This window comes from Candidatus Neomarinimicrobiota bacterium (assembly GCA_022567655.1).
In the GTDB taxonomy this organism is placed as follows: Bacteria; Fidelibacterota; SORT01; order SORT01; family SORT01; genus JADFGO01.
The window spans coordinates 17,072-31,599 of sequence record JADFGO010000003.1 but is presented as its reverse complement, the minus strand read 5'-3'; the positions used below and the strand labels follow the sequence as shown (position 1 = coordinate 31,599).

The window sequence follows — 14,528 nt, the reverse complement described above, 5'->3', positions numbered from 1 at the left end:
ATCATCTTTGATTCGAGTTATTAGAGGTGGGCTGAACCTAACTCAACCCGGGATCATCGAAACGAATATTGCTCTAATCGTTAGCTATGCCTATCACTCCGCATGCTAACCGGGAACCTGCCGCTCCCGTAGGCTGTGAAGTCAAATCGTCAGCCACTTCATGGAGAATCACGCCCCTGCCGAGAATATTTGCTTCCCCTGATAATGATATTCTTGTATCTACAAAGTCGAAGTGGGCAACTCCGTCCGAGTTGGCACTGATGTTCCCCAAGTCGCCGACATGGCGGATTTCATCCGAAGGAGCGCCGTGAGCAGTGTTCGTCGGGTTGAAATGTCCACCCGCCGATTTTCCGTCTCCGGAAGTGCAATCGCCGAACTGATGTATGTGAAAGCCGTGCATACCCGGCGGTACTCCCTCCAAATGCCCTTCGACCCTTATTCCGTTTTCGACCTTGCTGAACCGGATGGAGCCATGAACAGCATTCCCTTCCGTAGCCTGCAGCAGAGCCACACCCTTGTTTACAGGCTCTCCGCCTGTGTAAGTCATATCAGATTTTGCGCATCCTGTAATAAAGACGATCCCGATAATTAAAAATAATCTATATCTCTCAATCAAATAACTTATCATCTGTAAAATTCCCCTTTCCGGTAACTCAAACGATTACCTCTATTCGATAGTATAAAGATATGCATCCGGTACGTCAGATTCAAGATTGCGGCGACACTGCCTTACAGATAAATGTAGGGGAGGGTTTGTGTCGAAGACACTCTCCAAGGGAGTCCTCCGTGACCTTCGGAGAAACCCTCCCGTATATGCGAGTGAGTAAATCCTGACTCGCACTCGCTGTCATTCTGAGTCCCGAAGCTTCGGGACTCCTCAGAATGACAGATTTCGAGGTGGCGCAGTTCCAGCCGCTGGCGGGGACTGCGTTATTCTGCTGAGTATAGAGCGCAGGCTTCAAGTAACCGAACGCTCAAGAAGCTCTATTGTCCCTTTGTCCGCGTTCATCCTTGCTTTAACTCCGATAGGGAGAATGAAAATACGGTCAATGTGACCTATCATCGCTCCCGAATATACCGGTATCCCGAGCGGTTTCAGGTGATCGTCAAAAATCTCTTCAAGAGTCATTGAGAGAGTAGTCTTGGAAATCTTGCAATTTACACACTTGCCGATAATGATACCCGATACCCTGTCAAGAACTCCGGACAGTTTAAGCTGGGTTAGCATCCGGTCTATCCGGTAGATTTTTTCGTCTACCTCCTCAAAGAAAAGCAGCTTTCCCCTCCAATCAGGGAGGTACCCGGTTCCGAGCATAGAGCTGATAACGGAGAGGTTACCGCCCACGAGCCTGCCCTCAGCCGTTCCGGACGTTATGGTCTTGATCCGGTGAACGTCACTCGGCCTGCCGTCAAGTTTTGTCATAGGGTTACTCATCGTCGGTTGTTCTCCCTCGAAGAGAATTTTCTTCACCCATCCGGTCGTAAACCTGCCCCATTTCGATGTGCCGACGGGACCGTAGAAGGTTATCATACCGGTTTTTACGTAGATTGCAAGAAGAAGAGAGGTTATGTCACTGAAACCCATTACAATTTTCGGATGCCGGCGAATTGCTTCATAATCTATCAGCGGCAGTATCCTGTTACTTCCCCATCCTCCCCGTGTAGCAATGACGGCTTTAACCGACTGATCGTTCAACATATCGTTAAAGTCGGATGCTCTTTCTTCGTCGGTTCCAGCGAGGTAACCGTATTGGCTGAGCACATGCTTGCCGAATACGACGTTGAGACCCAGCCTCGAGAGCCTCTTTTCCACTTCCTTCAAATCATTTTTGTGGAATGTAGGACCGGCGGGATTTACCACTCCCACGCTGTCGCCTTTCCGGAGCCGTGGCGGTTTGATCAGAGCATTGACTGATGTCTGCGGTCGCAGATTGACGGGTAAATAAAACGCCGCCGAACCGAATCCGATCAGCCTTATAAAATTCCGACGATCTACTCCCATCAGTCCCACATAATATTGATACATACGAAGTTCATATTCACTTCTAAGTTACGCCTGTATTCAAATTGGGGTCAAGTCATTTAACTTACTTCGATTGGGATATCTGCTCAATAGTATTTATATTCGGCGGAACTTCATGAACTATGACCATAAATAAACGAGAATCGGATGGATAAAAAAATAGCGGCGGTAACAGGGGGGAATAGAGGGATCGGGTTTCAAATTTGCAGAGACCTTGCGAAAAAAGGATTCAAGGTACTTTTGACCGCGCGTGACCCGGAGAAGGGAAACAGATCGGCTCGGAATTTACAGGATGAAGGGTTGGACGTAGAATTTTACCTATTGGACGTCATTTCAACGGAAAGCATAGATAAATTCAGCGAAAAAGTATTTGCTGAATTCGGACAACTGCACGTTCTCGTCAATAACGCCGCAATTCTGCCCGACGAGATAAGCCCCGCACTTTCCGTCGGTTTGGAAGAAGTGCGAGAAACTATCGAAACGAACGTTTACGGTGTTCTTAGATTATCCCAAAAACTGATTCCTACGATGATCGAAAACAATTACGGAAGGATAATAAACCTCTCGAGCGGAATGGGACAGCTCTCGGATATGGGGAGTGGATATCTCGCATACAGAGTTTCAAAGACAGCTTTAAATGCTGTTACAAGAGTTCTCGCGCAGGAGACTTCCGGTTATGATATCCAGATAAATGCGGTGGATCCGGGCTGGGTAAAAACCGATATGGGCGGTTCTAACGCCCCGTCTACCCCTGAAGAGGGTGCGGACACCGTCGTCTGGCTATCCACACGACCCGCAGGTAAGCCGTCAGGGATGTTCTACAAAAATCGAAAGATAATAGATTGGTAAATTAAACCAGGCTCGCCCTGAGAATTGCGATCCAGAAGCAGATGTTGGATATTCCGAAGTAGAACACGCTTTTTTGTATGTTCCCGTATTTTACGACAGTGATTTTCGACAACGTATGTATCTGTTCTGCGAAGTCCCTCGCCAGTTCTTCGGCGGATTGATTACTGATGAAATCAACGTATTCACTCTTTTCCATACTCGCTATTTCAGAGAAATAAATGCTCGATTTCTTGACCGAGTGATGCTTAAACCTCGGAATTATGACCTTCAATACGTAGATGGTTGAGATCATGAATGTTATCATGAATATGGAAAATAAACTTGTTACGATAAAATCCCCCGCTTTGTAGGCATCATTGATGCCTCCAACCTGAGTTCGTAGAAACGCTAACATGACAAGCTTAAAAGTGATTATTGCCGTAGCCTTGGTGTCGCCGAATCTGACCTGGTCCTGCAGCTCGACATGAGTGTTCATCAGTAAACTTATTTTATCGTCCATCCCTCACCACCTGGTCTATATCTCAATTTCACCTACTTCAAGAGCGTAATAATTTTCAGAATTATCCCCGGAGCCTGGTAAATTGTTTAGGTTCATCTTCAGGTTAAATTCTGAAGATATTCAACTTCCGTCATTACCTTTCGATGTGAGATGCTCAACTATTTTCCGGACGTTCTGGCTGATCTTCAGCGTGTGCCAGTAAATCCCGAGTGAAGTTATTATTATCGCCCATATCAGGTATATTACATAGCTGTCCATTATGACCTCCTAAAATTATAGCATAGAAACTCGGTAAAGGTATTAAACTACAGGGGATAAGTCAAGAACTGCCTGCGCCTTTCCGTGCCAGTGAATATCAGTGCTTACACGTCTTGCGCTTCTATAAGTCGACCGAATTACTGATTTTTCAATTCAGCATTGATATTCTTTCAGCTAACAGTTAGTATCATGATGCGTCGGAGATTAAACGAAAAGGTAAGAGCATAAATGAGAGTTGCAGAATGTCGTCAGTAGCAGACGCCATCCACAACAGGGCTTATCTGGTTGTATGCCCGCATCCTGAGAACTGTGAGTTCGGCTGTGCCCCTATAGACGGTAAGCAGCTGATCTCTCAGGAACAATGGGAGCTGATAAAGACCGATGATGTTATGAGAGAGACGTTCAAGAAGCTCTCGGCTGAGAAATTCGGGAAAATAATTACGCTAAGCATAGACTAATCCGTGCATTTTCCGAGTGTGTTAAGCCCTGTCAATCGCGCACAGTCTCATTATTTTCATCGAGCAGTTCTTCTACCCTTTTTTTACACATATCGCGTAATTCACCGGTACTTAAGTCTCTAAATGAATGTTCCCGTATCGGTTCACCGATACGGAGCGTCATTTTACCCGGTGATATCAACCACGAACCGCGATGGGTTATTTCCCAGCCGCCTGATATCGCCACAGGAATAATATCCCTGCCGCCCTCCTTCGCCAGTATGAATGAACCTCTTTTAAAGCTGCTCAATTTGCCGTCACGAGTTCTTTGACCCTCCGGCAGTATGATTATAGAGATACCCTTTTGAAGCAGTTCCGCGGCTCTGCGCAAGCTCTTCATCGCGCTGCTTGCGTTCTGACTGTCGATAGGGATATGACCCATCCTCCGAAGTGTCCAGCCGTAGATAGGCCAGCTGAAATGATCGGTAAGTTCGATGGCGCGAACGAAATTAGGAAGATGTCCGTACAGCAGAAGAGGATCGAGCATATTAACGTGATTCGACATATAGAGATAAGTGCCCTTGCTGTCGAACTCTCCCGAGTACTTCACGTTGATCTTTATACCCATGAGCTTAAGCACGTTTCGCGCCATCCATTTGGAAATTGGGTCGTAACTCTTTCCGGGAATGAACATAAGTAAATTGATTATGATCAGCATTAACAATAGGAGAGTTAATCCCCAAACCCACATAATTATGGAGACGATAGATTTCAATTATATTCCGTCAATATCCCAGTCTTCTCTCTAATCTTGCTATACGGTGTTTCACATGCTCGATCTCCGTTACTCTCCTTTTCGAAAGATTATTTAATGCATCTTTTGCGAAGTCGAGAGCCGTTTCAAGCTTCTTTTCTCTATGTTCATAATACTTCGCCAGTTCAACATACGGCAGAAGATGAAATCTGTTATTTTCATGTACAAGGTCTTTCCAGATCCCTACCGCTTCTTCCCACCTCTCTTCTTTTTTGTGGATCATCGACAACCGTATGAGCGAATCCCTCCTGTAGCTTTCGTTCAGACCGGGCGACGCTTTCTGAATGCATGCGAGAGCCGTCGTCCAATCTCTCATTTGCTCGAAATATTTACCCATGTTATATAAATCGAGCGGTTTAGCGGATTTTTCGTTCAGAGGGTTTGAAAGGTAGCTGAATTCCTTATGAAGAATACCTATCATCGACAGAACGTCTTTCTCGTTATGATAAAATACTTTATAAAGGGGATCGACGTTGCCGAAGCGGATATAATCAAAGTATAATCCGGGGATCAGCGAACCGGGAATGTCGTCTTCTGTTCTTTCAAAGCCGAGTATCTCCTCCTCGAGAGTTCCGAGCCGGCAGTCGCTCAGACTCAATCCCCATATTCTCCGCGCCGGATGGAGAAGATCAATATCCCTCAGACAGCTCAGGGCGGGTTCGATCCTGTTCAATATCATGCGGGTCTCTAATAGAGGGAGATCAAAACTTCTGCCGTTAAACGTTACAATCTGATCAAATTCTCTCGCTTTTTCGGCAAGCAGATTGAGCATCGGGGCTTCCTCGTCGTAATCCCTCATGAATAACTGCTCCACGATGAATTTATTTTCGAGAAAGTATCCTAATCCTATGAGGAAAGCAGCAGTCCCCGAGCCTCCCGCAAGCCCTGTAGTCTCCGTATCAAGGAACAAAACTTTGCGGTGGTCGAAACCGATTTCACTGCCTGTCGGAGAAAGAATCTTCAGATTCTTACCTTTTAATTCCTCTATGCTTCCGACTACATAATCTCCGTGAAGATGATCGATATCATATGTGTGTCTGGCCAAAAAAATCTCTCCGCTGCTCGTCGGCACGTAAGAACCCGTCACATACTTCGAGATGTCATTTTCTCTTGGCTGGTTTTCTTTTTCGGCGTTCCTCCGAGCGTTTCTGTTTGAATCGCCCGCCCTGCTCTGCCGTTCTTTATAGCTGAATTCTAATCTGTCCCTTATGTCCATGAGCCCGATCTCATTATCAGATAAATCCAGTTCGACACCAACAAAGACAGGATGATTAACCGGGATTTTTCTCTCGATAATCCGGGTCTCTCAAATTTTCCATCGATATTCAAGAGAGTCATCAGCAGTGAAAACAGACCCCAGAGAACTCCGGCAATGACCAATAACGTAAATAACGGGTTCATTTTCAAAGCCTCGAACAATTCAAATTCTCCGATCAAGACCGCACTCCGTGTCGCTCCGCATGAGAGACATGGGATTCCGGTATAGCTCCGTAGAGGGCACAAATTCATTCCTTCGAGCAACGGGAAAATCGTTTTCGTGACGGCAAGAATCATCAGCGCCGATGCGGAGAAAAAATACCCGAGTCTCTTCGCGCTTGATTTTGAGAACTCCCTTAAATCCTGATTCGTCAGAAGGTTTGTATGGATAATCAACCTCCCGGCGCGGACGATAATACGATCGCAAAGAAGAGCACGCCGCAAAGGAACAGGAACGGAATCATTATCGCTGCAAACGCTTTACCTGTGCTGATTTGATATATTTCCCTTAGACCCATCGTCTCCAGAGCTATGGACAGAAAACCCCCCGCCAGACTCCCGATGATAGGTATTATCCCCAATACGGTAGCGCCGCTGCTGTAACACACAACTCTGAAGGTGGCTTCAAAATTATTTCGCAGCACGCCTAACAGATTGAGCGCTATATGAATTGCTCCGGTTCCCAATAATAACCCCACCGGAATGATCACAGGAGAAAGGATTGCCAACAGAAGGCTGAACCCGAGTGTCGAGTCGGGAGATTGTGGGTCCGGCTCCATTATTCCCATGGATACGAATAATATCTGCCATAAGAAATTAAACCAGGTTCCGATTAATCCGCATATAAGGGCGTATATCAAAGGATTAGCGAACCCCCCGGAGACCGGCATTCTTTTGAAGAATTGATTGGGTTTTGATAACGAGAGCAGGAGCGTAGCCGTATAAGCGCCGACTATGCCGAGTTTATCCCGATCTTCCCATGGAATCGGGTCCATAGGAATTTCGAATTCACTGCCGCATTTCGGACACTTACCCGAGTCGACGTCCGTTATATCCGCACCGCAATTCCCGCATTTATATTCCATGACTCTGCTACACCTTATCTTTTAAAACTTTTAAACGGCTAAAAGCGCATCAAGTATTGATTTGGACGCCTCTTTCCCCCGATTACCTATTTCGGTCATCGGACCCACGCAGGAAGGACACCCATCTACGCACTCACATTTCTCAATATGACGAACAGCTTTCGTCAAAAGCGAAGAATGTTCCCGGAACAAAACCGGGCTGAACCCCACACCCCCTGAATGGCTGTCATAGATATAGATTACGGGCTCAAAGAGTTTTAAAGAGTCAGGATCGATAGCTTCTCCCGATTTACCTCTCTTCCTGATCATCAAATCACCCGCTGCTCTCTTGACAAACCATTCGGTTGAACGATCCCCAACGCTAACGCCGAGATCGGACACGTCACACATCAGAATGAAGGAAGCAACATGAAGAAGCACGTTAGTAATTCCGGTGATTCCGTAAATAATCTCAGCCCTCGTGAAATCAAGAGATTCGGTCAACTCTTCTTTTATTACGAACCAATAAGCTGTGGTTTTAATAGTTCTTGCCGGCAGGTCCAGCTCCTCTTCACCGAGGTTCTCACCCGTATAAAACCGCACCTTTTTAAAACCGGTTGTTTCCGTGATAACCTCTATTTCTCCGTGCTCGACGGAAGAGGGACCATACATAGCGACATCGTAGCTTGCTGTTACGCTGACTTCAGAATGCGTCTGCGCTACCGTAAAATAATCCGATTCGGTCTTATTTACGAAAGCTTTGCCCTCATTCAGATCGAGTCTTTCCACTATATATCTCCTTCCCTCGACCATGTATACTGCGTTTTCATGGACAGTCCTGAAGGCGGCGTCAAAATCTACTTCCGAAAGCACTCTATCTCCATCCGAGCGATCTACTATAAGTATGTTCTTAGAGCCGATGTTTCTCAATCTTGTACTGTCAGCCGGATATTTTTCCTCTGTGTAATGGTATAGATCACCTGACCGGTGCAACACTCCCTTTTCTTCTAAATAGCTGAATATATCATCGAGATTTGTGCTTCCGAATTTTTCATTAACGTTCATAGGAAGCTCGAATGCGGCACATTTAATGTGATCCATAAGTATATGCGGGTTATCGGGATTAACACGACCGTGTTCCGGCGACCTTCCGAAAAAATAATCGGGAAAATTCGTGATGAACTGATCCAACGGATTACTTCTGGCTACAAGCACCGCAATAGAATTTCCGCTCCTTCTTCCCACCCTTCCAGCTTGCTGCCACATGCTTGCTATTGAACCCGGATAACCCGCTATCACGCATGCGTCGAGCCCTCCGATATCGACCCCCAGCTCGAGCGCGTTTGTCGCAACAACCCCTGTAACCGTTCCTTCCCGGAGCCCCTTCTCGATTTCCCTTCGGACAGAAGGTAGATATCCCCCCCTGTACCCCTTGATGAACTCATCAGTGTCACGGATGCCGGCGAAATCGTCACGAAGATATTTGAGAATTATCTCTACGTTCATCCTGCTCGTTGCAAATACAAGAGTCTGGATCATATTCTTCAGAAAAAAGCGGGCAACAGTTTTTGCGACCCGGAGATAATTCGCTCTGATACCCAACTCATGATTTATCATCGGCGGATTAAAGAAGAGAACTTCCTTACCCGATGCGGGCGCCCCGCTTTTATCCACGAGACTGACCTCATCCTCGATAAGATTTTCTGCAAGTTCCTCCGGATTCGCAATTGTGGCCGAGGAACAGATAAACTGCGGGGAAGCGGAATAAAAATCGCAAATTCTCTTTAATCTCCTTATCAAATTCGCGAAGTGACTCCCGAAAACCCCCCGGTATACGTGCATTTCGTCGATTACAACGTACTTGAGATTTGAGAAAAAAGCCGCCCACCGCGTGTGATGCGGCAAAATACCTAAATGCAACATGTCCGGGTTCGTGATGAGAATCCTGGCTGATTTCCTTATTTGTGACCTCTTGCCGGAAGAAGTATCTCCGTCGTAAGTGAAAGCGCCTAAGTTCGTTCCGAGAGTTTCCTGCCACCGGTTCAATTCGGTTAGTTGGTCCTGAGCAAGCGCCTTTGTCGGGAAAAGATACAGAGAGCTCCCTCCTTCATTGAAAAATTCATTAAGGACGGGAAGGTTATAGCACAACGTTTTACCGGATGCGGTCGGAGTAACAACCACGACATTCTTACCGGATAAGGTGAGATTTATGGATTCCGTCTGATGAGAGTACAGATCTTCGATTCCACGTTCGCTTAACGCTTTTCGGATATTATCGTCTAAACCCGCAGGCATCTCCCCGAATTCGGCTCTCTTTTCCGGAATTTTTTTTCTGTACGTAATATTTGAACTATTCTCAGGGTCATCTAACCATAGATTTATCAGTTCATCTATCCCGACGGCTTTCGTAATATCAGTGATCATCTGCTCCGAACCTTTATCGAAGAAATGACACTATTAAGTATAACTCTCGGGAGAGCGGAGATAAACAGGATCAATCCCATAATCTGGTTCATACCCCGCTGCCAGGGAGTTCTGAAATGTTTTTCAAAATATCGGTAAAATCCAATATGCGATTGCAGTATCATACTCGAACGGACTTGCCTGACACTTCCGCCCAGCACGTGTTCAACTACGGCTTCCGGATTAAATACGATCTTCCATCCCGCGTCCTTTATTCTTTTACACCAGTCAACGTCATTGAAAAACATGAGAAATTGCTCGTCCATACCCCCGATTTTCTCGATAGTTTTCCTTTTCACCATTACGCACGCGCCCATAGGCTGGTCAACTTCCCTCAATGAATTATGATCGAAATCTCCCATTTTCCAGCTGTTGAAAAACCGATTTTTGCTGAAGAGTATCGTTAGACCGAGCGATTCGTTGATCACGCTCCAATAGTTCGGAAATCTCCTGCACGATGCTTGAATTTTTCCGCCGGGAAATTGAATTTGAGGCGCGACCATACCTACATCCGATTCGCTGTCAAGATATTCGATCATCGTTTTAATGCTATTTTCGCGAATAAAGACATCGGGGTGAAGAAGCAGGATTTTTTCTCCGGACGAGAGATTTACTCCTTTATTGTTAGCGGGTGCATAGCCGGTATTTGAATCATTAGTTACCAAGCGAATATCAACATTTTGCGCTGATTCCGATTTTATGAAATTCCGTATAATTTCAAGAGTTCCATCGGTCGAATTGTTGTCGACAATGATAATCTCCGCATTCAGGTTACTCAGTTCTTTGAATAGAGCCTGCAGGCACTCATCGATATATTGAGATGAATTGTATGTGGTAATTACAACAGAGAGGTCTATCATCCGACAGAGATGAATTCCTTGGGAGAGCCCGTGAGGTTTTCACACCCGTCTTTTTTGATCACAATATCATCCTCAATTCGTACTCCCCCGAGACCGGGCAAATATACACCCGGCTCAATAGTCACTACCATATTCGTTAAGAGTGGTTCTTTATTTACTTCAGACACCCGGGGCCAGGAGTGCACGTCGAGACCTAATCCATGTCCAAGAGAATGACCGAACTGTTCTCCGTAATGCCGTTCGTTGATGTAGCCACGGGCGACAGCGTCCAACTCAGCACCCGAAATACCTTCCTTTGCAGCATCAACGGCGGCTTTCTGAGCGCCTAAGACTACTTCATATATCTGAACCATTTTCTCATCCGGATCCCCTACCGCAACTGTTCTGGTCATATCGCCGGCATATCCGCCTACCGTTGCGCCAAAATCAATGACGAGCATCTCGCCTTTTTTTATCTTCTTCGTAGAAGAGATGCCGTGGGGAAGAGCCGATCTCCAACCGCTTGCTATTATAGGCTCAAAGGGATCGACTTCGGATCCCATCATCTTCGTGCGATAGGAAACCTCAGCCGCCAATTCGTTTTCCGTAACACCCTCTTTGATAATGTCCAATATTTCCTCAAAAACCGCATCAATAATTTTACAGGCAGCTCTAAAACATTCTATCTCATTCTCATCTTTCACGGCCGCCACACGTTCGACTATCAAATTAGTCTCAACCCATTCGACTTTGGGAAATTTTTCCTTCAATAAGTTCAATTCGGAAATCGACATATAATCCGCTTCAAAACCGACTTTCATGCCAGCCTGCATAAGACTTACTTCATTCAGGCATTCGAGCATATTCTGCCTGATTATATGATCGTACTCGGTGACTTCAGATTTTATCTGCTCTGCGTACCGAAAATCTGTTAAAAAAAAAGAACCGTTTTCTGTGAGAACAGCACTGCCTGCCGACCCGCTGAATCCGGTTGAATAACGGACATTACTCAACTTCGTGAGATATATTGAATCAATGTCAAGTTCTGATATTGCTTCTAATATCTTTTTTTTTCTGATTCCTATAGCGCTTTTTATTTATTCCTCGCTTCCATTTTTCCCCTGATCTCTTCCCTGATAGATGCCACTCTTTCCTTGTCTTCTCCTTTTTTATCCAGGAGATCGAGGACCGATAGAGCTTCAGTCAGCTGCCCTTGATTCATATAGATCTGCGCTAAAGTAAAAGTAGCCAGATCGCTGCTGAGTTTCAAACCGCCGGCCGCAGACGGAGGATCGACATTTGCGCTTTCATCCTCTTCATTTTCCCCGTTTTCATCGGTAGATACAACGTCATCAAATAGATTTTGGAGCTCCGTGTCTATTTCAGAAACAACCGATTCACCCCTGTTTTCATCTTTCCCGCTCTCACTGCTCTCCTCTCCGCTTTTATTGACTGCAGTTTCAACAAACTTATCCCATTTCTCTGAATCATCGTTGGATTCGGATTTTGAGTCTCCCGAAACATCTTCGGCAAACGGCACGGGTTTCGGTTCGGTTAACACTGCCGGTTCCTCTTCCTTATCCTTATCTTCCTCAGCCTCTTCCGGTTCTTGGTTATTCTGAAGGGATTTTCTTTCGAGAAACCATGCCTGAAGCGGAGAGACTTCATCTTCGTCGTCCTCTATCTCGGTGAGACTATAGATATTATCGACTTTTTCCGTAGTTATTTCTTCGCCCCCCTCATCAACGGATTCTTCTTCCGGCGATTCCGTACTTTCAACGTCATCCGAAACGTCCGTCTCTGACAGCAGTCCTTCAAACGTTTCTTTATCCTCCTTCGGAGGTTCACTTCCGGAGGTCATAGATTCCGGCGTTGCGTCTTTATCCACCCAGGATTCGTAATCAGCAGGAGGATCCAATCCGGCATCTTTCCGGGGCGACGCGGATTCTATCGGGACATTGAACTTTTCCGCACCCTCTCCCGACTCATCTTCGTCTATGACTTTATCAGCTGAACCCTCCTCCCCGGATTCTTCCGGAGCCTCTTCATCCGTCTGACTATCCAGAGGGACGTTATGTGATTCGGCGCCTTCTTCTGTCATATCTTCAGCAATTTCTTCTTTATCGACACTCTCGCTCAATTCGATATCGGTTTCCTTTTGAACATCAGCAATCGTTTCCTTCGAAAAAGGCGGCATCTCAAAGGAACGCGCTTCTTTATCAACCACTAAACTGCTCAGGTCTGATTCATCCGGCGTTGATGAATCGGTCTCCTCCGATCCTTCCTCCGGTTCATCCTGAGTAACCGTCTCTTCTGATACCTCATCTGAATCAGAGGCTGCAATTTCCTCAGGCTCACTCTCAATTTCGGCGTCGGCAGTCTCGGTAGTCTCTTCTGATTTCTCCGTGTCCACGGTTTCAGCATCCTCTTCAGCCTCAACCTCTTGCGGTTCGCTCACCGGCTCCGATTCATCGCTTTCCGATGTTTCCTTTTCTTCTTCCGGTGCTTCGGCTGAGGTTTCTATCTCCTCTGCATCTTGATCTGTGGCTTCCGGTTCTCCGTCTGACTCTTCTTCATCCTGAGGTTCTACTTCGGAGGGCTCTTCAACTTCTTCATCTCCCTGACTCGAATCCTCCGTGTCATCTTCAGTTGTCTCTTCTGACGATTCGTCTTTTTCTACGGTCTCGCTGTCTGAAGTATCTTCCTCCTGAGTATCAGCCGGGGATTCTACTTCAGCTTCTGCATCCTGATCCTCCACTTCCGTTTCCCCCGACGGCTCTTCATCTTCTTCCCGGGTAGTTGCTTCAAAAGGATCCTCACCGGAACCAGTCTCCTCGCTTAATTCCTCAGCCTCTTCCTCTATTGTTTCTTCATCTTTCGTCTCAGTTTCTGTTTCTACATCTGCTGCTTCATCTTTTGTGGCACCGGTACCGGAATCGTCACTATCGGTCGTCTCGGTCTCAGCGGGAATCTCTTCTGAGTCAGCCGGCAACGGCTCCTCTGATTTGGTCTCATCTTCATCAGATATATCGGATACTCCGAAATCGTCTTCCTCTTTGACAACCGGCTCCGATTCCTCTGCAGCTGCGGCTTCCGTATCCTCCGATGAACTCATATCCTCATCATCCGATTCTGAAGTTTCGTCCAACAGGTCTTCCTGATCATCGGTCGAGTCTCCTGAACTCAAACCGAAAGGATCGCTCTCATCGGCCGGTGTTGATTCTTGCTCTTCGCCCGTGTCCGGAGAGTCGGGTTCTTTCTCATCCTCTACTGCGGAATCTATATCCGACTCAGCGGAATCTTCGATAGTCTCTTCAGTCTCCGTTTCAGTCGATTCAGGAACTTCTATGCTCTCTTTCGCGGCTAAATCGTCTTCACCGTCGGTTGATATTTCTTCTTCCGTTTCCGGTTCAGTTTCAGAAGTTTCCTCCGCTGCGTCTTTTTCATCTTCCGAATCGGGTTCTGTCGCCTCCGTTTCCGGTTCAGCTTCCTCGGTCGTTTCATCTGATACAGGAGCTTCTTCCGCGCTTTCACTTAAAGCAAAATCGAGTCTGTTCAGAACCCGTTCCGAAAATTCCGATTTTGTAACTTCAGCGGCTTCAACGTCGTCAGTTGATCCGGTTCCCCTGTCATCCAATGGATTCAGCAGTTTCAAAAGATTTTGGATGTCAGCGGCTCCGGAATTATCTCCCTCGTCAGAGCTTATCATTATCAGTCGATGATATGCCGTTGTAAATGTTGGGTCGATTTTAATCGTCTCTTCATACTGACTTTTTGCCTTATCGTTGTTTCCTTCTTTAAATGCGATCTCTCCGAGTAAAAACAGGGCGGTAGCGTTATTGGGATGTGACTCAAGCAACTCTGAGAGCGTCTGATGGGCGCCTTCCAGGTTATCCAGACTTATATATCTTTCGGCAAGTCTCAGCCCGAGTACCGTGTTCAGATTTTCGTCAAGATATTTTTCCAAAATTTCCTGATCATCTTGAAAACTCATAATAGCTCCATAAATTTATTCTTCCAAAAAA

14 protein-coding genes are annotated in these 14,528 nt (G+C 46.2%); 2 read left to right on the top strand and 12 right to left on the bottom strand.

Going from position 1 to position 14,528, the window contains the following annotated elements:
- Positions 1–73: 73 nt before the first annotated feature.
- Complete coding sequence (locus IID12_00620) at positions 74–547, bottom strand: superoxide dismutase family protein (GenBank protein MCH8287594.1); 474 nt, start codon at positions 545–547, stop codon at positions 74–76.
- A 411-nt stretch (positions 548–958) separates the two neighbouring features.
- Positions 959–2,002, bottom strand: coding sequence for an LD-carboxypeptidase (locus IID12_00615; protein ID MCH8287593.1), 1,044 nt, complete (start codon positions 2,000–2,002; stop codon positions 959–961).
- Positions 2,003–2,170: 168 nt separating this feature from the next.
- Between IID12_00615 and IID12_00610 the strand changes: the two genes are divergently transcribed.
- Positions 2,171–2,872, top strand: coding sequence for an SDR family oxidoreductase (locus tag IID12_00610; GenBank protein ID MCH8287592.1), 702 nt, complete (start codon positions 2,171–2,173; stop codon positions 2,870–2,872).
- Between the two features lies 1 nt (position 2,873).
- Here the strand turns inward: IID12_00610 and IID12_00605 are convergent, their stop codons facing one another.
- The gene (locus tag IID12_00605; protein MCH8287591.1) at positions 2,874–3,371 is read right to left on the bottom strand and encodes a hypothetical protein; all 498 of its coding nucleotides are present in this window, start codon (positions 3,369–3,371) and stop codon (positions 2,874–2,876) included.
- 120 nt (positions 3,372–3,491) lie between these two features.
- Complete coding sequence (locus IID12_00600; protein ID MCH8287590.1) at positions 3,492–3,629, bottom strand: hypothetical protein; 138 nt, start codon at positions 3,627–3,629, stop codon at positions 3,492–3,494.
- Positions 3,630–3,871: 242 nt separating this feature from the next.
- On the opposite strand from IID12_00600, the gene IID12_00595 reads away from it, so the two are divergent.
- Positions 3,872–4,087 (top strand): hypothetical protein, encoded by a 216-nt coding sequence (locus IID12_00595; GenBank protein ID MCH8287589.1) that lies wholly within the window; start codon positions 3,872–3,874, stop codon positions 4,085–4,087.
- A 31-nt stretch (positions 4,088–4,118) separates the two neighbouring features.
- On the opposite strand, the gene IID12_00590 is transcribed toward IID12_00595, so the two are convergent.
- From IID12_00590 to IID12_00555, 8 genes are all read right to left on the bottom strand, one after another.
- Complete coding sequence (locus IID12_00590; protein MCH8287588.1) at positions 4,119–4,841, bottom strand: 1-acyl-sn-glycerol-3-phosphate acyltransferase; 723 nt, start codon at positions 4,839–4,841, stop codon at positions 4,119–4,121.
- Between the two features lie 10 nt (positions 4,842–4,851).
- On the bottom strand, positions 4,852–6,096 hold the full coding sequence (locus IID12_00585) for a ribonuclease H-like domain-containing protein (protein MCH8287587.1): 1,245 nt from the start codon (positions 6,094–6,096) through the stop codon (positions 4,852–4,854).
- On the bottom strand, positions 6,087–6,533 hold the full coding sequence (locus IID12_00580) for a DUF2752 domain-containing protein (protein ID MCH8287586.1): 447 nt from the start codon (positions 6,531–6,533) through the stop codon (positions 6,087–6,089). Before IID12_00580 ends, IID12_00585 begins: the two co-directional genes overlap by 10 nt.
- Complete coding sequence (locus IID12_00575) at positions 6,530–7,222, bottom strand: YIP1 family protein (protein MCH8287585.1); 693 nt, start codon at positions 7,220–7,222, stop codon at positions 6,530–6,532. Before IID12_00575 ends, IID12_00580 begins: the two co-directional genes overlap by 4 nt.
- Before the next feature lie 30 nt (positions 7,223–7,252).
- Positions 7,253–9,625, bottom strand: coding sequence for a DEAD/DEAH box helicase (locus IID12_00570; GenBank protein MCH8287584.1), 2,373 nt, complete (start codon positions 9,623–9,625; stop codon positions 7,253–7,255).
- Positions 9,622–10,524: a glycosyltransferase family 2 protein gene (locus tag IID12_00565; GenBank protein MCH8287583.1), complete on the bottom strand. Its 903-nt coding sequence runs from the start codon at positions 10,522–10,524 to the stop codon at positions 9,622–9,624. Before IID12_00565 ends, IID12_00570 begins: the two co-directional genes overlap by 4 nt.
- Complete coding sequence (locus IID12_00560) at positions 10,521–11,516, bottom strand: aminopeptidase P family protein (protein ID MCH8287582.1); 996 nt, start codon at positions 11,514–11,516, stop codon at positions 10,521–10,523. The genes IID12_00565 and IID12_00560 overlap by 4 nt, the downstream gene beginning before the upstream one ends.
- Before the next feature lie 80 nt (positions 11,517–11,596).
- Complete coding sequence (locus IID12_00555) at positions 11,597–14,497, bottom strand: tetratricopeptide repeat protein (GenBank protein MCH8287581.1); 2,901 nt, start codon at positions 14,495–14,497, stop codon at positions 11,597–11,599.
- Positions 14,498–14,528 lie beyond the last annotated feature (31 nt).

Coding starts and splice junctions, on each gene's coding strand:
- IID12_00620 (MCH8287594.1), bottom strand. CDS start 547: ATGACTTACACAGGCGGAGAGCCTGTAAACAAGGGTGTGGCTCTGCTG.
- IID12_00615 (MCH8287593.1), bottom strand. CDS start 2,002: ATGGGAGTAGATCGTCGGAATTTTATAAGGCTGATCGGATTCGGTTCG.
- IID12_00610 (MCH8287592.1), top strand. CDS start 2,171: ATGGATAAAAAAATAGCGGCGGTAACAGGGGGGAATAGAGGGATCGGG.
- IID12_00605 (MCH8287591.1), bottom strand. CDS start 3,371: ATGGACGATAAAATAAGTTTACTGATGAACACTCATGTCGAGCTGCAG.
- IID12_00600 (MCH8287590.1), bottom strand. CDS start 3,629: ATGGACAGCTATGTAATATACCTGATATGGGCGATAATAATAACTTCA.
- IID12_00595 (MCH8287589.1), top strand. CDS start 3,872: ATGTCGTCAGTAGCAGACGCCATCCACAACAGGGCTTATCTGGTTGTA.
- IID12_00585 (MCH8287587.1), bottom strand. CDS start 6,096: ATGGACATAAGGGACAGATTAGAATTCAGCTATAAAGAACGGCAGAGC.
- IID12_00575 (MCH8287585.1), bottom strand. CDS start 7,222: ATGGAATATAAATGCGGGAATTGCGGTGCGGATATAACGGACGTCGAC.
- IID12_00570 (MCH8287584.1), bottom strand. CDS start 9,625: ATGATCACTGATATTACGAAAGCCGTCGGGATAGATGAACTGATAAAT.
- IID12_00565 (MCH8287583.1), bottom strand. CDS start 10,524: ATGATAGACCTCTCTGTTGTAATTACCACATACAATTCATCTCAATAT.
- IID12_00555 (MCH8287581.1), bottom strand. CDS start 14,497: ATGAGTTTTCAAGATGATCAGGAAATTTTGGAAAAATATCTTGACGAA.